At 38.4% G+C, this 19,945-nt stretch carries 19 protein-coding genes; 3 read left to right on the forward strand and 16 right to left on the reverse strand.

The window, feature by feature from the left end:
* Positions 1 to 121: 121 nt before the first annotated feature.
* Entirely contained in the window at positions 122 to 2,569 is a 2,448-nt protein-coding gene (locus tag IGI68_RS00290) for a transglycosylase domain-containing protein (protein WP_438733162.1), read from the forward strand.
* Between the two features lie 70 nt (positions 2,570 to 2,639).
* On the opposite strand, the gene ccpA is transcribed toward IGI68_RS00290, so the two are convergent.
* Positions 2,640 to 3,644, reverse strand: a complete 1,005-nt coding sequence (gene ccpA, locus IGI68_RS00295; RefSeq protein WP_071874193.1) for a catabolite control protein A — start codon at positions 3,642 to 3,644, stop codon at positions 2,640 to 2,642.
* A 191-nt stretch (positions 3,645 to 3,835) separates the two neighbouring features.
* Between ccpA and IGI68_RS00300 the strand changes: the two genes are divergently transcribed.
* Positions 3,836 to 4,942, forward strand: a complete 1,107-nt coding sequence (locus tag IGI68_RS00300; RefSeq protein WP_071874194.1) for a M24 family metallopeptidase — start codon at positions 3,836 to 3,838, stop codon at positions 4,940 to 4,942.
* Positions 4,943 to 5,100: 158 nt separating this feature from the next.
* Here the strand turns inward: IGI68_RS00300 and IGI68_RS00305 are convergent, their stop codons facing one another.
* The 6 genes from IGI68_RS00305 to hprK all read right to left on the reverse strand — a co-directional run bounded on the left by IGI68_RS00305 (position 5,101) and on the right by hprK (position 10,063).
* On the reverse strand, positions 5,101 to 5,706 hold the full coding sequence (locus IGI68_RS00305) for a YtxH domain-containing protein (protein ID WP_438729410.1): 606 nt from the start codon (positions 5,704 to 5,706) through the stop codon (positions 5,101 to 5,103).
* Positions 5,699 to 6,148: a DUF948 domain-containing protein gene (locus tag IGI68_RS00310; protein WP_438729413.1), complete on the reverse strand. Its 450-nt coding sequence runs from the start codon at positions 6,146 to 6,148 to the stop codon at positions 5,699 to 5,701. Before IGI68_RS00310 ends, IGI68_RS00305 begins: the two co-directional genes overlap by 8 nt.
* A gap of 79 nt (positions 6,149 to 6,227) precedes the next feature.
* Positions 6,228 to 7,160, reverse strand: a complete 933-nt coding sequence (gene galU, locus IGI68_RS00315; RefSeq protein WP_071874197.1) for a UTP--glucose-1-phosphate uridylyltransferase GalU — start codon at positions 7,158 to 7,160, stop codon at positions 6,228 to 6,230.
* Between the two features lie 39 nt (positions 7,161 to 7,199).
* Entirely contained in the window at positions 7,200 to 8,213 is a 1,014-nt protein-coding gene (locus IGI68_RS00320) for an NAD(P)H-dependent glycerol-3-phosphate dehydrogenase (RefSeq protein ID WP_438729417.1), read from the reverse strand.
* A 78-nt stretch (positions 8,214 to 8,291) separates the two neighbouring features.
* The gene (gene lgt / locus IGI68_RS00325) at positions 8,292 to 9,116 is read right to left on the reverse strand and encodes a prolipoprotein diacylglyceryl transferase (RefSeq protein ID WP_438729420.1); all 825 of its coding nucleotides are present in this window, start codon (positions 9,114 to 9,116) and stop codon (positions 8,292 to 8,294) included.
* Positions 9,117 to 9,127: 11 nt separating this feature from the next.
* Positions 9,128 to 10,063 carry an HPr(Ser) kinase/phosphatase gene (hprK, locus tag IGI68_RS00330; protein WP_438729423.1) on the reverse strand — a complete coding sequence of 312 codons (936 nt, stop codon included), beginning with the start codon at positions 10,061 to 10,063 and terminating at the stop codon, positions 9,128 to 9,130.
* A gap of 139 nt (positions 10,064 to 10,202) precedes the next feature.
* On the opposite strand from hprK, the gene IGI68_RS00335 reads away from it, so the two are divergent.
* Positions 10,203 to 11,903: a M3 family oligoendopeptidase gene (locus IGI68_RS00335; protein ID WP_438729426.1), complete on the forward strand. Its 1,701-nt coding sequence runs from the start codon at positions 10,203 to 10,205 to the stop codon at positions 11,901 to 11,903.
* An 80-nt stretch (positions 11,904 to 11,983) separates the two neighbouring features.
* On the opposite strand, the gene IGI68_RS00340 is transcribed toward IGI68_RS00335, so the two are convergent.
* The 9 genes from IGI68_RS00340 to IGI68_RS00380 form a co-directional block, all read right to left on the reverse strand.
* Positions 11,984 to 12,349 (reverse strand): phage holin family protein, encoded by a 366-nt coding sequence (locus IGI68_RS00340; RefSeq protein ID WP_071874202.1) that lies wholly within the window; start codon positions 12,347 to 12,349, stop codon positions 11,984 to 11,986.
* A complete protein-coding gene (locus IGI68_RS00345; RefSeq protein WP_071874203.1) occupies positions 12,349 to 12,660 on the reverse strand; it encodes a PspC domain-containing protein in 312 nt (103 codons plus the stop codon). Before IGI68_RS00345 ends, IGI68_RS00340 begins: the two co-directional genes overlap by 1 nt.
* Before the next feature lie 76 nt (positions 12,661 to 12,736).
* Complete coding sequence (liaX, locus tag IGI68_RS00350) at positions 12,737 to 14,290, reverse strand: daptomycin-sensing surface protein LiaX (RefSeq protein WP_071874204.1); 1,554 nt, start codon at positions 14,288 to 14,290, stop codon at positions 12,737 to 12,739.
* A 226-nt stretch (positions 14,291 to 14,516) separates the two neighbouring features.
* Positions 14,517 to 15,194, reverse strand: a complete 678-nt coding sequence (gene phoU, locus IGI68_RS00355; RefSeq protein WP_071874205.1) for a phosphate signaling complex protein PhoU — start codon at positions 15,192 to 15,194, stop codon at positions 14,517 to 14,519.
* 44 nt (positions 15,195 to 15,238) lie between these two features.
* On the reverse strand, positions 15,239 to 15,997 hold the full coding sequence (gene pstB, locus IGI68_RS00360) for a phosphate ABC transporter ATP-binding protein PstB (RefSeq protein ID WP_071874206.1): 759 nt from the start codon (positions 15,995 to 15,997) through the stop codon (positions 15,239 to 15,241).
* An 18-nt stretch (positions 15,998 to 16,015) separates the two neighbouring features.
* Positions 16,016 to 16,822, reverse strand: coding sequence for a phosphate ABC transporter ATP-binding protein PstB (gene pstB, locus IGI68_RS00365; RefSeq protein ID WP_273233320.1), 807 nt, complete (start codon positions 16,820 to 16,822; stop codon positions 16,016 to 16,018).
* Positions 16,823 to 16,832: 10 nt separating this feature from the next.
* Positions 16,833 to 17,717 (reverse strand): phosphate ABC transporter permease PstA, encoded by an 885-nt coding sequence (gene pstA, locus IGI68_RS00370; protein ID WP_071874208.1) that lies wholly within the window; start codon positions 17,715 to 17,717, stop codon positions 16,833 to 16,835.
* Positions 17,717 to 18,637, reverse strand: a complete 921-nt coding sequence (gene pstC, locus IGI68_RS00375) for a phosphate ABC transporter permease subunit PstC (RefSeq protein WP_438729434.1) — start codon at positions 18,635 to 18,637, stop codon at positions 17,717 to 17,719. Before pstC ends, pstA begins: the two co-directional genes overlap by 1 nt.
* 121 nt (positions 18,638 to 18,758) lie before the next feature.
* Positions 18,759 to 19,613 carry a phosphate ABC transporter substrate-binding protein PstS gene (locus IGI68_RS00380; RefSeq protein ID WP_071874210.1) on the reverse strand — a complete coding sequence of 285 codons (855 nt, stop codon included), beginning with the start codon at positions 19,611 to 19,613 and terminating at the stop codon, positions 18,759 to 18,761.
* Positions 19,614 to 19,945 lie beyond the last annotated feature (332 nt).

Here is a 19,945-nt window from a genome sequence, read left to right on the forward strand (position 1 = left end):
CTAATCTTAACTGAAAGATTAAGGAAAGAAAAGGTAATTTTCAAATTTAACGACATTTCTATCTATTAGAATCGTTTTTTGATATAATAATAGCGTTACAAATTTTAAAAATGAGGTGACAATTTTGCCCAAACCAAAGAAACAAAGAACCGAACAATCCCCTTTCTTTTATTTAAATGTGGTATTGCGGGTGTTCTACTCTATTTTACTAGTTGGTATCTCCTTTCTAGTGATTGGAGGCGCATTAGGTGCAGGTATTGGAATTGGTTATTTTACGTACTTAGTTGAAGATACGAAACTTCCCGAAAAGAAACAATTACAACGTGATCTGGGTGAGATGACACAAACATCCCAATTAACCTATAACGATAATAGTCAAATCGCTACTATCCGCTCAGATCTTTTACGGACGAATGTCTCCTTCGATGAGATTTCACCGCTGATTACAACGGCCATTATTGCCACAGAAGATGAGCATTTCTACGAGCATAATGGGATTGTGCCAAAAGCGGTCATTCGCGCGCTGGCTTCCGAAGTCACAGGCTTTGGTAGTAGTGGGGGCTCCACGCTCACGCAGCAATTGGTCAAACAGCAAATTTTAAGCAATGAAACGACCTTTAGCCGAAAAGCCAATGAAATTTTGCTAGCCACTGAAGTTGAAACCTCTTTTACAAAAGAAGAAATTATAACGATGTATTTAAATGTTTCTCCTTTTGGACGTAACAACCGCGGTCAAAATATTGCAGGTGTGCAAGAAGCCGCGCTAGGAATTTTTGGTGTGAATGCCAGTGAAGTGAATTTGCCTCAAGCAGCCTTTATTGCAGGATTACCGCAAAGTCCGATTGTCTACAGCCCGTATTCAAATACAGGAGAGATTAAAGAGGCGGAATATTTAGCATATGGCTTAGAACGAAAAGATTTTGTCTTGTTTAGTATGTATCGCAATCATGATATTACAAAAGAAGAATACGAAGAAGCTCTAGCCTATGACTTAGCCGCAGATTTTATTGAACCACAAGCCATCGAGCAAGAAGATCAAAATTTCCTATATTATGCCATTATGGGAGAAGCAGCTTCAATCGTTGCGCAAAAATTAGCGGAAGATAACAAGCTATCTGAAGAAGAATTTGCGAAAGAAGACGTTCAGGCTCAGTATTTAGAACGCGCTAACCAATTATTAGCAAACGGTGGGTACACCGTTCAATCAACGATTGATAAAACAATTTACAATGCGATGCAAAATGCAGTCGCAAATTACGGATCCTATCTAGATAATTGGGCTGGTGCCACGATTGAAGTCGGAAATGTTCTAATGGAAAATAAGACGGGACGTATTCTTGGTTTTATTGGCGGACGCGATTACGACAAGAATTCTTACAATCATGCCTTTAGTTCAAAACGTCAAGCCGGTTCTGCCATCAAACCCGTGCTCGTTTATGCACCGGCGATTGACCAAGGTTTAGTTGGTAGCGAAACGCGTGTGTCCGATTTCCCAACGACTTGGCAAAACGGTGAAGATGCCGGAACGCCGATCTTAAATGCGACGAACGCAGGATCAAAAACATTTGAGACTGTCCGAGAAGCAATCGTTCGTTCTGATAACATTCCTGCTCACCATCTGTATCAACATACTTTGGAAAACATGGGAACACCTGATGCCGTCTATCAACAATACTTAAAAAAAATGAACTTTCCAGAAACGCCAGTGTGGCAATACGCTGCTGCGCCACTTGGGGTAACCGAAATCACTACTTTGGAACAAACAAACGGATTTCAAACGCTCGCAAATGGTGGCGTCTACGAAGAAGGCTACTTAATTGAATCCATTACCGATTCTGAGGGAAATGTGTATTATCAACATGAAGCCGCACCTGTCCAAGTCTTTTCAAAAGCGGCAGCATCGATTACGATTGATTTACTCCGGAGTGTTATTACCGACGCATTCACCACTGATGTGAAATATCAGATGAGCAACTTAGATTGGAATCTAGGTAATGCCGATTGGGTCGGAAAAACAGGAACAACCGATGAGAACGTTGACTCATGGCTTGTTCTTTCGACACCTGAAATCACTTTAAGTAGTTGGTCAGGGCGAGAAGATAGCAAACCCTCCGATTCGTATGGTGGTGCTCGTACCGCAAATTACATGGCTCATCTTGCCAACGCGATTTATCAAGCAAAACCAGAAGTTATTGGAACAAATAAGAAATTCAATCTCGATTCAAGTGTGATTAAAGCCAACGTTGCCACTTTTACCGGCGTAAAACCTGGTGGGACAATGACGGTTAACAACACTACTTTCAATACTCCGACTGAAACAACAACTTCTTATTGGGCTAAAAATGGTCCTGCAGATCTTAGCTTCCGCTTTGGAATTGGTGGTACAGATGCCAATTACGCAGACTATTGGAAAAAAGTGATTCCAAAACCAAAACCGAAACCGACGACTCCTAAAAAAGAGACCGAGGACGAGAAGAAAACGGACGAAAAAGAAGAAGATAAAAAAGAAGAAAAAGAAGCAGACAATGAGAAGAAAGATGACACTGAGACTGAAAAAGAAAATGATTAGGACGACTGATTAGCAACACACAAAAAAGGGCCTGACTCAATCAAACTTGAGCCGGCCCTTTTTTTGCGTGTTAATTTTTGGTAGAACCTCTTTCAGCAATGCCGTAAGGTAAGATAATTGTTTTTTCTTCGACTTCTTCTTTGTTCATCAATTTTGTTAATAAACGCATTGAAACCGCACCGATATCATAAAGCGGTTGCGTCACACTTGATAGTTTTGGACGAGCGACTTGTGTTAATAACGAGTTATTGCTCGTAATGATTTCAAATTGTTCAGGAACTTTGATTCCTTTGTCAATTAAACCATCTAAAATACCAATTGCTAATTCATCATCCGTCACATAAGCTGCTGTTGCCCCACTATTTAATAAGCGATCGACTAAAGCTAAACCGTCATTAAACGAATAACGTGATTCAAAGACTAATCCTTCATTGTATTCTAATTGGTTTTCTTTCAAACCTTCTTTATAGCCGACGATTCGTTGTTGACCATTAATAGCATCAATTAATGCCCCACTAATAAAGGCAATTTTTTGATTGCCATTTTTTGCAAGTAATGAAATGGCATCTTTTGTTGCTTCGAAGTAATCAATATTTACACTACCTACTTGATGATCTGGATCAATCGAGCCTGCTAAAACAACTGGTGTTTTCGAGCGAGAAAATTCGCCACGGACTTCATCTGTAATTCGATGTCCCATAAAGATAACACCATCAACTTGTTTGGCTAACAAATTATTTAATACGTTAACTTCCTTCAAGTTATCACCGTCAGAATTCGCTAAAATAATGTTGTATTTGTACATTGTTGCGACATCATCAATTCCACGAGCTAAGGAGGCAAAGAACATGTTACTTACATCGGGAATAATGACCCCCACCGTTGTTGTTTTTTTACTTGCTAGACCACGCGCAACTGCATTTGGTCGGTAATCAAGACGATCGATGACTTCTAATACTTTTTTACGAGTCGCTGGTTTCACGTTTGGGTTTCCGTTTACGACACGAGAAACGGTTGCCATTGAGACGTTTGCTTCACGCGCTACATCATAAATGGTAATTGTTTGTTTATCCATCTGACATTTCTCCTTTTAAATTAATTTATTTTTATTTTCAGAAAATGTTGTTTACATTTCTTAGTTAGAATAGCAAAGATTTGGTTTATTTGCAACCGTTTTAGTTTCATTTTCATGAAAATTAAATCTAAGTAGTTAATTTTCTCATTCATAGTATAATGATAGTAAGAAAAAGAGAAAGAAGGATTAAGATGAACATCCAAAAAATCAATGAACTAAAAGAATGGTTGAATGAACAAAAGATTCCCCTAGCCTATATCAGCAATCCTCAATCAATTGCTTATTTGACAGGTTACCATAGTGATCCACATGAACGTGTACTGGCACTTTTCATTTCGTTAGACCAAGAGCCTTTTTTATTTACACCCGCTTTAGAAGTCGAAGCCGCTAAGAAGAGTCCTTGGAATCAAGATGTTGTAGGGTATTTAGATACAGAAGAACCATTTAAAATAATAGCGAAAGAAATCCTTTTGCGCTATGGGAGTCCACAAATTTGCGCATTAGAAAAAGCAGCTCTTTCTGTCGATCGTTACGAAGAACTGACAAGTTATTTCCCTAATACTGCTTTTACCAGCGATATTTCACCTTTTATGCAACAAATGCAATTAATCAAAACACCAAACGAAATCAGCGGACTTTTAGAAGCAGGCTCATGGGCAGATGTTGCGTTTGAAGTTGGGTTTTCAGCGATTCAAGCAGGCATTAGCGAACAAGAAATCGTAGCGGAAATTGAATATCAACTCAAACGAAAAGGCGTCTCACAAATGTCCTTTGACACGATGGTACTGACTGGATCCCGGGCAGCGGATCCCCACGGTACACCGAACCAAACACGTTTAGTCGATCATTCATTCGTGCTATTTGATTTAGGTGTGGTATGGAATGGCTATTGCAGTGATGCAACCAGAACTGTCGCCTACAAAGAGCCTACTGCCTTCCAGGAAGAAATTTATGCACTTGTTCTAAAAGCCCAGTTAGCGGCTCAAGAAGCGGTAAAACCAGGGATTACTGCGAGTCAATTGGACAAAGTTGCGCGCGATGTCATTGAGGACGCAGGCTATGGTTCATACTTTAATCATCGCTTAGGCCATGGAATTGGAACCAGCGTCCATGAATTTCCTTCCATTGTCGAAGGAAATGATTTGGTAATCAAAGAAGGAATGTGTTTCTCAATTGAGCCAGGTATTTATATCCCTAATCAAGTCGGTGTCAGAATTGAAGATTGTGTCTACGTAACCAAAGATGGCTGCTTACCTTTTACAAAAACAACCAAAGAGTTAACAATTATTGGTGGATAAAATCAGCATCTATGGCACTTGTCATGTTCCCAGATGACTTGTAAAGGATTTGAAGCATGATACAAATATCAGTCGTCTACACTAAAAGTAATACAGTAAAAAAGCAAGCACAGTGAGCTTGCTTTTTTACTGTATTAAGATTGAGCGACATTTATGTCTTAATGCGTTGCTGATTCCTGTTCGTGATCTGGATTATTTTCTTCAATCACTTCTTTAAGTTCTTCAATTTTCTCTTCAAGTTCTTCTTCTTCAATTGCTTCAACAATCACGTCGTCTTCCAATACTTCCTCATGGTCATCCGCGGCTAATTCTTCTGTTTCTTCAGACGCCAAATCGATGACAATGTCTTCGACTTCTTCAGCCATTGGGATGATAATATCTTCAATCGCTTCACTAGTCTCATCTGAAACCGACATTTCTTCGCTTATTTCAGCTACTTCCTCTTCTATTTCTGATAAAATATCGTCGGAATGATCTGTTACTTCATCCACTACATCTGAAACTTTTTCTTTTAGCATTTCTGCTAATTCTTCCAATCGTTTTGTATAAATCGTCGTTTTATCTTTAATTGTTTGCTTCATATCTTGGCCTTTTTCTACCGTGTCATCAGTATAATCAGAAGCCGTATCTAATAAATCATCGACTTGTCTTGCTAAACGATTCCGTAAGTCTTTGCCTGACTCTGGTGCTAAAATCAATGCGGCTACGGCTGCTGCTGTTCCTCCAACAATTGCACCTAATAAAAATCCACTTTTTTTACTCATATACTTTCCCTCCATTATTTGCTTTCGTTTGATTATGTTTAAAGCGGTTAATTGTCGCTTGACTCACTTTTCCAATGATACTTGCTTGGGTCACAGATTTTCCCATTGTGGCAAAACGAGTTGCCATTTCTCTACCGGATGCATTCAGGTCAGAAACGCTCGTACTTAAATCGGCTACAGCATCAAATAATGGGTCAATTGTTTCGACTTTCTGATTGACTTTTCCCATTAATTCGTTACTTTTCACTAGTAATCCTTCAACTTCTCGGACTAAAATATCCACGTCTCTAGTCACTACTTGAATCGTTTGATTGACGTGTGTAACAGTTGTTTCCGCTTTTTGGACCGTTTTACCAATTTGTCCTAGTAACCGTACGACTGCAACAACCAGTACTGCAAATGCTCCCGCTGCAATTAAGGCAGCAATTTCTCCTCCTGACATTGTTTAACCCCTTTTCTTTTTCAAATTTTTTAGCAAAAATAAGCTCAGTTCTTGTAAATAATAGATTTTATAGACGTTATTACTCGTTAAGATCTTTCTTTATCTCTTCTTGTATAACGGGATCTTTTCTTTTTTTTTCTTTTGATAATTTTTGACCTAGTTCGATAATATAGTCCGTTAAACTATCTTGCACTTCAGGATGTTTTAACCCATATTCGATACTTGTTTTCATAAAACCGAATTTATCTCCGACATCATAACGTGTCCCTTTAAATTCACGAGCAAACACGCGTTGTGTTTTATTCAATGTATCGATTGCATCCGTTAATTGAATTTCACCTCCTGCACCAGGCTCTTGATTTTCTAATACACTAAATATCTCAGGCGTTAATAAGTAACGACCAATAATCGCTAAGTTACTTGGTGCCTCTTCTGCCTTTGGTTTTTCAACAAAATTCTTTACATTATAGAGTCCTGGCGAAACTTCTGCACCTGGGTTAATAATGCCATACTTATTCGTCTCTTCATGAGGGACTTCCATAACCGCAATAGCAGACGCATGAGTCTCTTCGTAGTCCATCATTAACTGTTTCGTCAAGGGAATCTCATCTTCCATCAGGTCGTCTCCTAACATTACCACAAAAGGCTCGTTCCCAATAAATGATTTGGCTTGAAGTACCGCATGACCGAGACCGAGCGGATGTTTTTGACGAACAAAATGTAAATTAATATCTGTCGTTTCTTCGACTAATTTTAATAATTCTGCTTTGCCTTTTTCTTTTAAGTTTGTTTCTAATTCTAAATTCGCATCAAAATGATCTTCAATAGGTCTCTTTGCTTTTCCAGTTATAATAATAATATCTTCAATTCCTGATTTTAAAGCCTCTTCCACAATAAATTGGATTGTCGGCTTATCAACAATCGGTAACATTTCTTTGGCCATCGCTTTTGTAGCAGGTAAAAAACGTGTGCCTAAACCTGCTGCTGGAATAACCGCCTTACGAACTTTCATTTTGCAAGTCTCCTTTGCCTCTTTCATCTCAAAAACTCCTTAAGTATATTCGTTTTCTGTTTTGCCATCACGTAGCATAATCGCTTTTAAAGCAGATTGGATATTTTGACCTTCGTATAATACTTGATAAATGGCTTCAGTAATCGGCATTTCCACGCCTAGTTGTTGTGATAGTTCCATCGCCGCTTTCGTTGTTGAAACACCTTCCACAACCATTCCCATATTTTCTAATACGGTCTCAAGAGGTTCTCCTTGGCCTAACAAATGGCCTGTCCGCCAGTTACGTGAGTGAATACTTGTACACGTTACAATTAAATCTCCGACACCGCTTAACCCAATAAATGTCAACGGATTGGCACCCATCGCGACGCCTAGACGACTAATCTCGGCTAAACCACGGGTCATAATAGCTGCTTTCGCATTATCACCAAAACCAAGTCCGACCATCGCCCCAGCTCCTAAAGCGATAATATTTTTTAAGGCCGCTCCCATTTCTACTCCGATAACATCTTGATTGGTATAAACTCGAAAATAATCGTTCATAAACAATCGTTGGACGTACGTTGCAGCGTCAAGGCTTTTACTTGCTGCTGTAATCGTTGTAATGTCATGGACCGCGACTTCTTCTGCGTGACTAGGACCGGATAATACGATAATTTCTTTACGGGATTCAACAGGGATTTCTTCCGCTAAGATTTCCGATATCCGTTTGTGACTTCCTTGTTCTAGGCCTTTTGAAGCGTGAATAATAGACGGCTTATTTTGAAGTAATGGTGTCAGTTGGCGCGCTGTTTCTCGAATCGCTTTTGTTGGAATAACAAAAAGAATGCTATCCGATCCGGTAACTGCTTCTTCTAAAGACAGGGTCGCGCGGATATTTTTTGGCAGAACTAATTCTGGTAAATAATAGTGATTCGTATGTTTTTCATTGATCTCGTTAATCTGTTCAGGATTTTTCCCCCACAAAATCACCTCGTGGCCATTTTCTGATAAAACTTGTGCTAATGCAGTGCCCCACGAGCCCGGACCTAAAACAGCAATTTTTTGTTTCACAGTGGAAACCTCCTTAAATATTCTTGCGTTGTAATTGGTGCCTATTCAAATTCTAGCATATTTATTGAAAAATATCTGTTAAATAAGTGATTCATTTGGCCCATATGAACGATTATAAAATTTTAAGTTTGGATTTGTTTTACGACGCCAGATTAAAACAGCCCATCCTCCGAAAAATAACACGAGCGATAGCACTTGTGATACGCGAATATCACCGACTAAATACAAACTATCCGTCCGCATCCCTTCAATCCAAAAGCGTCCAAAGCTATACCAGATGACATAAGCGATCGCTATTTCGCCTTGTTTGAAAAGATTTTTTTGCTTACGTAAGAGAATCAGTACGATGAAGCCTAAAAAATTCCAAAGCGATTCATATAAAAATGTTGGTTGACGATACGCGCCGTCAATATTCATATTTTCAATAATAAAATTCGGTAAATAAAGACTTTCTAGAAACGCTCGTGTCGTCTCACCACCATACGCTTCGTGGTTCATAAAGTTCCCCCAACGACCAATCCCTTGCGCTAAGAGAATATTGGGCGTGGCAATGTCAAGAAACGTCCATGGAGAGATGAAATTTCTTTGACAAAAAAAGTAAAGCCAGATTCCACCCGCAATTAATCCACCATAAATGGCTAGACCCCCAGATCGAAGGTTAAAAATTTGCATTGGTTCTTCCAAATATGGTCCGATGTTAAAAAGAACATAATACAGTCGTGCCCCAATAAAAGCGATTGGTAAACCGACTAACATAAAATCTGAAACATCATCTGGTTTGAGGTTAACGCGAATCGATTCACGCGTACTTAACCACATGGCAACCACAATACCAAAAACAATAATTAAAGCATACCAATAAATTTCAATACCAAATAAATCAAAAGCTACACGATTGATCATTTTTCCACTCCTTAAATTCCTGAATTTTCTTCAATGAGACGCGATAAGCGCGATTCAAATTCTTTCGTCGCATCATATCCCATTGATTTTGCTCGGAAATTCATCGCGGCTACTTCCACGATAATCGAGACATTACGTCCTGTTTTTACAGGAATTTTGATGCGCGGAATGTCAACGCCACCCAATTGAACGACTTCATCGGCAGAACCTAAACGATCATACGTTTTTTCTTGGGTCCAATTCTCTAAGTAGACGACCAATTGGACTTCCATCGAACCTCGAACCGCACTTGCACCAAAAAGATTCATCACATCAATGATTCCTACGCCACGAATTTCAATTAAATGTTCCAATACTTTGGCTGGTTCGCCAATTAACGTGAGTTCATCTTGCTTGTAAATATCCACACGGTCATCGGCAATTAAGCGATGGCCTCGTTGGACAAGTTCTAATGCGGTTTCACTTTTTCCAATGCCACTGTCACCTTGAATCAAAACGCCGAGACCGTAAACATCGACTAGGACACCATGGACATTCGTTCTTGGTGCGAGTTCTCCTTCTAAATAAGACGATAATTCACCCATCAAGCGTGATGTTGAGATTTTTGATCGTAATAAGGGAATTTTATATTCATCACAAGCTTGGACCATTTCTTTGGATACTTCTAACCCACGAGAAACAATAAATGCCGGAGTATCCTCACAACACATCCGTCTCATCACCATCAAACGCTCATCTTCTGTCATGCGCTGAGCAAAGGTGATTTCCTTATTACCAAATAATTGGAGACGATTATGAGAATAATAATTAAAATATCCCGTTAATTCTAATCCTGGACGAGAAATATCACCCGTTGTAATATGACGAGTTAATGCTTCTTCATCTCCTGTTACAATTTCAAGTCCTAAAAATTGGACTAATTCACTGACTTTGACTACCTCTGACATCTTCCATCCTCTTTTCTAAACATTTTTCTGTCTATTTTATCATTTTATCACTCTCAAGGAAAAGATACTACCAATGATAAACTTTATCATTTTTTTTTCATATTTTATGCTATCATTTAGAAAAAGGAGGCATTTAACGATGAATTTTAACAACTACGAATACCTTCGTCCTAACTACGAAGAGTATCGAACAGAATTTTCCAAAGCACTACAACAATTATCCGAAGCATCATCGATTGAGAGCGCAACAGCCGCCGTCAGTCATCTAAATGAATTACGCGCACAGGTTGAAACCGCTTATAATTTAGCGACCATTCGTTATTCTATCGATACGAATGACACATTTTATGAGGAAGAAGATCAATTTTGGAATGACTATCAACCACATTTCCAAGGGCTAGATTTTGAGTTCTATCAAACATTGCTCGCATCACCTTTGTTAGCAGCTTTAAAAGAACATTTTCCAGCGACACTTTTCTTATACGCTCAAAGTCGTATCAAAACGTTCCATCCAGATTTAATTCCTCTTTTTCAAGCAGAAAATCAACTAGGTTCCGATTACTCTAAACTCGTTGCTTCTGCTCAAATTGATTTTGATGGAAACATCTATACGCTGTCTCAGATTACCCCTTTAACTCAAAGTGTGGATGAAAAAACACGCCGTCGGGCAACTGAGAAAGTCGTCGAATTTTATGCGACACATGCCGACGAATTTGAAACAATTTATGACAATATGATTAAAACTCGGACGCAAATCGCGACTTCACTTGGTTTTGATAATTATGTCGCTTTTGCCGATGTCTTGATGAATCGTTGGGATTATGATCGTCCAATGATTGAAACGTATCGTTCAGAGGTTTTAAAGAAAATTGTACCCGTAACACAAAAACTTTATCAGCGACAAGCTCAGCGTAACGGTCTCGAACAACTCAACTTCCATGATTTATCACTCGTTTTTCCAACAGGAAATGCCACACCTCTTGGTACGCCCGAAGAATTAGTGGAAAAAGCACGAATCATGTATCATGAACTCGCACCAGAAACAGGAGAATTCTTTGACTTTATGGTTGAAAGAAATTTACTGGATTTATTAAGTAAAACAGGAAAACAAGCAGGCGGCTATTGTACTTATATCCAAGATTATCAATCGCCTTTTATCTTTGCGAATTTCAATGGCACGTCGCATGATGTCGATGTTTTAACCCATGAAGCCGGTCATGCTTTCCAGACATATGAGTCTCGCTGGATTAATGAACCCGAAATTGTCTTTCCGAACTACGAGTCTTGTGAAATTCATTCGATGTCCATGGAATTTATTGCTTGGCCATGGATGGAATCTTTCTTTGAAGACCAAACAAATAAGTATAAATTTAATCACTTAGCGAGCGCTTTACAATTTTTACCATACGGTGTCTTAGTGGATCACTTCCAACAAAAAGTCTACGAAAATCCGACATGGACAGCTGAAGAGCGAAATGCTTGTTGGCGTGAATTAGAAAAACAATATTGTCCAGAACGCAACTATGACTTATTTCCGGAAATGGAAAAAGGGATTTATTGGTTCCGTCAAGGACATATTTTTACTTCACCATTTTACTATATTGATTATACGTTGGCTCAAGTATGTGCCTTCCAATTTTGGAAAAGATTCAATGTCGAACAAGATCCGACAGCTTGGCAAGATTACTTAGCGATTTGCCAAGTCGGTGGAACAAAAACATTCTTAGAGATTCTCGATATCGCACACTTGCGTTCGCCATTTGAAGCAGGCGCGCTAGACGAAACCATTACGATTGTGGATGAGTATTTAACCCATGTGAGTGAAGAAGAAATTCAATAAATAAGAAAAGCCAGGAACACAAGTCGTGACTCGTGTTCCTGGCTTTTTATCTTTCATTTCATTCACTTCATTATTCTGGGTCAGGATTGACGTGTATATTTCTCTAATTGACGCTGATTGACAATCATATTCACGAAAGATAAAATCATCGCTACCAAAATTGCAGCGCCAAAAGAAGAAAAACCAAAGTTATATGGTCCGACTAAATGAGACGTCCACTGCAACATGATGGCATTCACTACAAAACTAAAGAATCCTAACGTTAAGAGTGTCAACGGGAACGAGATAATCATTAAGATTGGTTTGATAAGCACATTCAACACTGAGAGAACAAGACTAGCGACGATTGCGGTTGTAAAGCTTTTGACAAAAATCATCTCTGGAAACAACACGGTAAGAGAGATGAAGGCTAGAACATTCACCACCACACGTTGAAAATAGGTCACTAGAAATCACTCCAGTCGTCTTCGTCTACTTTCTCAGCTTCTTTGCGTGAAGTTGTTTTTTTATTCCCTTGCGCTTGATTTCCTCGATAATAGGGATTATCGTGTCCATAAAATTGTTGCGTCTTTTTTGGTGAAGGAATGATAATCGCCAATAGGATATAGAGTAAAATTGGTGATCCCATGCCCATTAATGAAATAAAGACGAATAGAATTCTAACAATCGTTGGATCGACTTTGATATAGTCAGCAATTCCTGCTAATGTTCCAGTAAGAACCACGTTTGTTTTTGATTTTGTTAATTTTCGTTGCATATTTTCCACCTTCCCTGATTGAAACAATGATAATCAATTTTCTATTTTGAAGGATTATCGAATTGTCCGTTCTAATTTAAATTGTTTCTTCGCTATTTTTTAAATAAATATTTCCTGTAGTACTTGTCAATTCGATTGTTGCCATTTCATCAGTCACACGACGGAATTGTAACAATTGGTTCATGCGCTCATTTTTTTCACGAACGACTTCGAAGTCTGTTAAACGGTTATGAATCTTTCCTAAACTAGAAGTTGCCGTGCCTTCCAGTCCTTGTTTGAGCGGTAGCGCAATTTTAACATCTCCATTGACCGTGTTCGCTTTTAATCGACGTAACGTTTCATCATTTAACGTCAAACGAATATCACCATTCACTAAATTCACGCTTAGGTTTTCTGGTATACTCTTCATGCGAACAGAACCGTTGACGGAATCAATGATTGAATCAATGATTCTGCCAGAACAAATCGTGATATTGCCATTTACCCCCGAAATTTCAAGCATTGACGCCTTAAGCTCTTCTAACGTGACATCCCCATTGGTTGATTTTACGTAAATATCCTTGACTTCAAACCCTTGAATTTCGAGGTCACCGTTTAATAATTTAAAAGCCGCATAGTCATACGTTCTTTGCGGTAAGTAAAAAATCGCATCAACCCGAACTCGTTTATTTGGTACTTTAAACACGAAACGATCTTCTGTCAGATCAATTTGGCTACGTTCTTCAAAAGCAGCAAGCGGTGTCGCAGCATCCATTTTACCATAGAGTTTAATCATCGTTTCAACTTTAATTTCTTCTTTATCCCAAAATTTAAATTGTAACTGTCCATTGGCTACTTGGATATCTAAAATCGTTGCCGTCACCTCTTCAAAGAGGTACTCTTTTTCTAATTTCGTTGTCGCAACACCTGGGAATTTAACGTTAATATCTTTCCATTCAACATTTTCGCTGACACTTTGTGAAACTGTTTTAAATGTCTTTTTCAAGAATTTCCCCATTTGGTTCGTGACATCTACCACTTTCTCACCAACTTGGCTAAACGTTTCGTTGGCTTGTTCTTTCCAATCTTCAGGAATATCCATCTTTTGTTGAAATTCTTCTTTCTTTTGTGACCACTGAGATCGACGAATGTTTTTTAGTTGCCCTTCTAAATTTGCTTTTTCGTCATATAACTCGGACAATGTCCATTCTAATTCTTTAATTTCTTCTTCTAACGCGATGCGAACTTCTAGTTCCGCTTCCGTAAGAGCATCTAACTCTTCTTTCGTATTTAATTCCATCAACGCTTCTCTTACTTCAGCTAAAGTTGTTTTTAAACCATCGATTTCAACCATCACTTCATCTAAATCAACAGAAGCTTGATTTGATTCGGTCGCTAAACGATCTAAAATGTCCTCTAAATTTTTTTGATCTTGCGCTTGACGATCTTCCTCGTCTTCTTGTGATTCTTCTGTATGTTCAAATGCTGTATCGTCCATTATATTATCTACTGAATGCTGCGTCTCTTCATTTTGGGTTTCAGTCGTTTCAGATTGTATTTTTTTGCCCATTTCTTCCAATAAGTCTAAGGCTTCATCCGTAGAAAGCACACCTTTTTTGACTAATTCCAATATTCTTTCTCTTTCGTTCATGGAAATTGCCTCCTCAAGCAAATATTTTAGTACAAGTTTACCTTGTATCCCTATTATGCCCCTTTTCTCGAAAGAAATCATAGGTCTTAAGTACCAATTTTAGATAGATTTCGCTAGAACAATTGATAAGGACTTGTCATTTTTTTGTAGAGTCAAAAATAACCAATAACCAAAGACGAAACTGACAGCCGTCTTTGGTTATTGGTTCATCTTAATTAACTATTTTTTAGAAAAATTCATCACGATTAGAGTTTAACTCACTAATTTTACCGGTTGCGAGGTAAACGATCCACTCACAAATATTGGTCACATAATCACCAATTCGTTCTAAATATTGGGCAATATTAATATATTCAGTCCCCATCACGATTAATTCCGAATCATTTTTCATTGCTTCAATCGTTTGATAGTAAATGTTGCTGTACCATTCGTTGACTTGATCATCCATTTTCGCAATCAATTTAGCATCGTCTTTATCCGTCTTCACATACGCAATCAAGACATTGTCTACCATCTTTTTGACGTAATCAGACATGTCATTCATTTCCTTCTCGATTTCCGGAATACGGTTTTCACCTTTAACACGAATCGTTGATTTTGCAATCGAAACCGCATGATCCCCCATCCGTTCTAAATCCGAACTGGCTTTCATCACGGTAATGATGCGACGCAAATCAGTAGTGACTGGTTGCTGAAGGGCAATCATTTCAAAACTTTTTTTCTCTAAACGGACTTCTAATTGGTTAATCATCTCATCTTGGGCAATCACTTCTTCTGCTAAGCGTCTGTCATGTTTCACATAAGCTTGAACGGAATTATGAATTGCTTTACTTACGAGCATTCCCATTTCATAAAATTGATTATGTAAGTTCAATAAATCTTCTTCAAATTGTGTTCGTAACATTCGTCTCTTCCTTCCGCTACTTTACTTTATAGGTAAGTTTATTATTAACCAAAACGGCCAGAAATATAATCTTCTGTTTCTTTCTTTTTAGGATCTAAGAAGATTTTTTTCGTATCTTCAAACTCAATTAAATCACCATTTAAGAAAAAAGCAGTTTTATCTGAAATACGTGAAGCTTGTGACATATTGTGCGTCACTATGATCATTGTATACTTTTCTCTTAATTCTAACAACGTATTTTCAATTTTTCCGGAAGAAACTGGATCGAGTGCGCTCGTCGGTTCGTCTAATAAAATAATTTCAGGATCGACTGCTAGCACGCGGGCGATACAAACCCGTTGTTGTTGACCACCGGAAAGAGACAAGGCACTTTGATGTAATTTATCTTTGACATCTTCCCAGACAGATGCAGCTTTCAAACTTTCTTCGACCACTTGATCTAAGACTTGTTTGTTCGTTTCGCCTTTTAGTTTTAAGCCGTAAATGACATTCTCATAAATCGAAAATGGAAAGGGATTCGGTTGTTGGAAAACCATGCCAATTTCTTTTCGTAATTCAACGATATCAGTCTTAGGGCTATAAATGTCACGACCTTTATACATGACGCTCCCGGTAATCGTAACACCTGGAATCAAATCGTTCATTCGATTTAATGAACGTAAATAAGTCGATTTCCCACAACCGGAAGGTCCAATCATCGCGGTAATTTCGCCTTTGTTAATCTCTAAATCAATGCCTTTTAAGGCTTCTTTTTTGCCATAATATAAATGTAAATCTCTCGAGGAAAGGATGATTTCACTCATTTTTTTCTCCTGCCTTTCTTAACCAAAATGTCCAGAAACATAATCTTCGGTCGCTTGGATTTTAGGACGAGTAAAGATTTTACTTGTTTCGTCGTATTCAATCGCATGACCAAGGTAAAAGAAGGCAGTATAGTCACTAATCCGCGCAGCTTGTTGCATGTTATGTGTCACGATAACGATTGAATAATCATCTTTTAAACTCACAATCGTTTCTTCTACTTTACCTGTTGAAATTGGATCTAACGCACTTGCTGGCTCGTCTAATAATAAAATATCTGGTTTCATCGCAATCGCACGGGCGATGCAAAGTCGTTGTTGTTGACCACCAGATAAAGCCAAGGCACTTTTATCGAGTGAATCTTTTACTTGCTCCCATAGTGCGGCTTGCTTCAAACTTGTTTCGACGATTTCATCGAGTTTATGTTTATCTTTTTCACCATGACGTTTCAAAGCAAAAGCGATATTTTCATAAATTGACTTACTAAAAGGATTTGGACGTTGAAAAACCATCCCGATTCGTTGACGCGTTTCATAGACATCTACTTGTTTAGAGTTGATATTCACGCCTTTATACATAATTTCTCCCGTTACTTTCGTATGCGCAATCTCATCGTTCATTCGATTTAATGACCGCAGATACGTCGATTTCCCACAACCTGACGGGCCGATTAATGACGTGACTTTATTCTTTTCGAATTGTAAATCGACACCTTTAATTGCTTCGTTGTCACCATACCAAACATGCAAATCATTCGTATGCAAAACAACGTCTTCAGGATTTTTCATTGTAATAATATTACGTTCTTCCCAATTATATGTTTTCATCTGAGTCTCCTTAAGCAGAAGTTAATTTTTTGTGTAGTCGTTTACCAATTGCCCGGGCACCAAAGTTAAAGCCTAGAACAGCCAAAATCAAAACTGCTGACGCTCCAGCAGAAACGGCTGCACCATCAGGCATTGTGCCTTCTGTGTTGATTTTCCAAATGTGAACCGCTAATGTTTCTGCTTGACGGAATAAACCGATAGGACTCGAAACACTCAACGGATTCCAATTGGTGAAATCTAAGGCTGGTGCACTTTGCCCTGCCGTGTAGATGAGCGCGGCAGCTTCACCAAAAATTCTTCCTGAACTTAAAATAACGCCAGTTAAAATACCAGGTGTCGCTTCCGGCACAATGACGCGTAAGACTGTCTCCCAACGAGATAACCCTAGGGCAAGTCCCGCTTCACGTTGCGTGAAATGAACGGCTTTTAATGATTCCTCCACATTCCGAGTCAGCAAAGGTAAATTAAAAAACGTTAACGCTAATGCCCCTGAAATAATAGAAAATCCATATTCAAATTGAATAACAAAAATCAAGAAGCCAAACAAACCGACAACCACTGATGGAAGCGAACTTAAAATTTCAATCGCCGTCCGAATCACATCAGTCACCCAGTTTTTCTTTGAATACTCTGCTAAATAAATTCCGGCACCTAAAGAAATCGGGAAACTGATTAACATCGTAATAAATAATAGGTAGAACGAGTTAAATAATTGAATCCCAATCCCGCCACCTACTTCATAAGCACGTGAAGGTTGTGTCAGAAATTCCCAAGAAATATGAGGAAGTCCACGAACTAAAATATAAAGTAACAACGAGGCTAAAATCATGACAATCACAGCTGCGATGCCATATAAAATACCTGTTGCTAACTTATCAACTTTCTTTGCATTCATTATTTCAGACTTCCTTTCTTCCCAATTAAGCGGATCACAATGTTAAAGACTAATGACATAAAGAGCAAAATTAACGCTAATGACCAAAGTACGTTATTTTCAACCGTTCCCATGATCGTATTTCCAATTCCCATCGTTAAAATCGATGTCAACGTCGATGCCGGTGTGACTAAGCTAGAAGGCAGTAATGCCGCATTTCCGATTACCATTTGAATCGCTAGTGCTTCTCCAAAAGCACGCGCCATACCAAAAACAACTGCGGTTAAAATACCTGGAACTGCCGCTCGTAAAACTACTTTATAAGTTGTTTGCCAGCGAGTTGCGCCTAATGCAAGCGATGCTTCACGATAATGGCGTGGCACACTCTTTAAAGCATCGACCGTCATTGTCGTAACAGTTGGTAAAATCATGACAAACAAGACAAACGTCCCTGCTAGAATACCAAAACCTGTTCCTCCAAATACCGAACGGACGGCTGGAACAATAACCGATAATCCAATAAAACCATAAACAACGGAAGGGATCCCAACGAGTAACTCAATGACTGGTTGTAAGATTTTTTGTCCTTGTTTTGGTGAAATTTCAACCATAAAAACAGCTGCGCCAATCGCAAAAGGCGTCGCCACAATCGCTGATAAAAAAGTCACTAAAAACGAACCGACGATCATCGGTAAAGCCCCCACTAAAGGTTGCCCGTTTTCTCCTACTTGACTAGGATTCCACTTCGTTCCAAATAGGAAGTCAAAGAAATTTACTTTATCGACAAAGAACGTTGCGAGTCCTTTACTTGCTACAAAATAAAAGATGGAAACAACTACAAGAATAATTAATAAGATACAAAATAAGCTAATTAATTTTCCTCTTTGTTCCATTTTTGCACGTTTTGATTTTTTCATTAATATTTGTTTTACATCTTCCAAGAGAAAGCCTCCTCAAAATCTATTGATTCTACCTCTAACTAGTCTACTCGTTGTAAGTCAATTTTACTTTAACCTTTTGTAAATCGAACGTAAAGTTTGTAAATTTTGTGTAAACCCGGTATTAAGGTAGAAGATTTCCTTCCCAATCTCGTTGCACTTGCATTGAAGAAATGGAAATATAGCCTAATTTTCCAACAATATTTTCTTGTACATCCTCTGATAAAATATAGTCAATAAAATCTTTGGTTAAACCAGTTGGCTCTCCTTTAGTATACATATGCTCATAAGACCAAATAACCCACTGATTTGTCCGGACATTGTCATCTATCGGTTCGACACCATCAATTTTTAACGTTAACACCTCGTCATTGACATAAGAAAAAGCAACATAACTAATCGCACCTGGCGTGTCGGCTACAATTTGCCGTACCATTCCACTTGAATCTTGTTCTTGTGATTGTTTGGCTGTCGCACCATCTAAAACCCAACGTTCAAACGTATTTCTTGTCCCACTACCATTGGCACGATTTAATAAGACAACTTTGAGATCGTTACCGCCAATTTCACTCCAGTTTGTGACTTCACCAATAAAGACCCGTCGTAAATCTTCCATCGTAATATCCGTTAGTCCGACTTCTTTATTTACAATCGGTGTAATACCCACGACTGCAACTTGATGACTAATTAATTTAGAGGCATCAATTCCACTTTTTTCTTCCGCAAAAACATCAGAATTCCCAATTTGAACGGCTCCAGATTGGACTTGGCTTAAGCCTGTACCACTTCCTCCACCTTGGACATTAATAAAGCGGCCTGGATTCGCTGTTTGAAAACTCTCGGCCGCGGTTTCAACTAACGGTTGTAAAGCAGAAGACCCTACGGCCGTAATGGATTCCCCACGGTCAATCCAACTTGCACAACCACTTAAAACGGTCATTAATCCTAGTATTGCTATTGCTGCATATTTTTTTTTCATACTGAAACTCCTTATATTAAAATTAATAGGTATTTAAATTCCCTTTCATTTTCTATATTAACATTTCCCTAAACTTTTTGAAATTAGAATTCACTAAAAGATGAACCTCTCTTTTCATTTCGAAAAAAAGAATGCCACCCATAAACTCCAAAAATTGAGATGATTCTTACACCTATTCTATCATACTGTTCTTACTAACACCCACTCTTACCTTTTTAGTAGAAAAATAAATTTGGTCCAGAACGTTTACGAATAAATTCTTTGTTACTAACCGATGTACTCACACATTTTACGAATAGGACAAAAAAAAGAAGTAGCCCATACTTCACTAC

Origin of the sequence: Enterococcus sp. DIV1314a, from assembly GCF_051713805.1 — a bacterium.
GTDB classification, from domain to species: domain Bacteria; phylum Bacillota; class Bacilli; order Lactobacillales; family Enterococcaceae; genus Enterococcus_I; species Enterococcus_I aquimarinus.

Coding starts and splice junctions, on each gene's coding strand:
- ccpA (WP_071874193.1), bottom strand. CDS start 3,644: ATGGATAAACAAACAATTACCATTTATGATGTAGCGCGTGAAGCAAAC.
- IGI68_RS00300 (WP_071874194.1), top strand. CDS start 3,836: ATGAACATCCAAAAAATCAATGAACTAAAAGAATGGTTGAATGAACAA.
- IGI68_RS00305 (WP_438729410.1), bottom strand. CDS start 5,706: ATGAGTAAAAAAAGTGGATTTTTATTAGGTGCAATTGTTGGAGGAACA.
- IGI68_RS00310 (WP_438729413.1), bottom strand. CDS start 6,148: ATGTCAGGAGGAGAAATTGCTGCCTTAATTGCAGCGGGAGCATTTGCA.
- galU (WP_071874197.1), bottom strand. CDS start 7,160: ATGAAAGTTCGTAAGGCGGTTATTCCAGCAGCAGGTTTAGGCACACGT.
- lgt (WP_438729420.1), bottom strand. CDS start 9,116: ATGATCAATCGTGTAGCTTTTGATTTATTTGGTATTGAAATTTATTGG.
- hprK (WP_438729423.1), bottom strand. CDS start 10,063: ATGTCAGAGGTAGTCAAAGTCAGTGAATTAGTCCAATTTTTAGGACTT.
- IGI68_RS00335 (WP_438729426.1), top strand. CDS start 10,203: ATGAATTTTAACAACTACGAATACCTTCGTCCTAACTACGAAGAGTAT.
- IGI68_RS00345 (WP_071874203.1), bottom strand. CDS start 12,660: ATGCAACGAAAATTAACAAAATCAAAAACAAACGTGGTTCTTACTGGA.
- liaX (WP_071874204.1), bottom strand. CDS start 14,290: ATGAACGAAAGAGAAAGAATATTGGAATTAGTCAAAAAAGGTGTGCTT.
- phoU (WP_071874205.1), bottom strand. CDS start 15,194: ATGTTACGAACACAATTTGAAGAAGATTTATTGAACTTACATAATCAA.
- pstB (WP_071874206.1), bottom strand. CDS start 15,997: ATGAGTGAAATCATCCTTTCCTCGAGAGATTTACATTTATATTATGGC.
- pstB (WP_273233320.1), bottom strand. CDS start 16,822: ATGAAAACATATAATTGGGAAGAACGTAATATTATTACAATGAAAAAT.
- pstA (WP_071874208.1), bottom strand. CDS start 17,717: ATGAATGCAAAGAAAGTTGATAAGTTAGCAACAGGTATTTTATATGGC.
- IGI68_RS00380 (WP_071874210.1), bottom strand. CDS start 19,613: ATGAAAAAAAAATATGCAGCAATAGCAATACTAGGATTAATGACCGTT.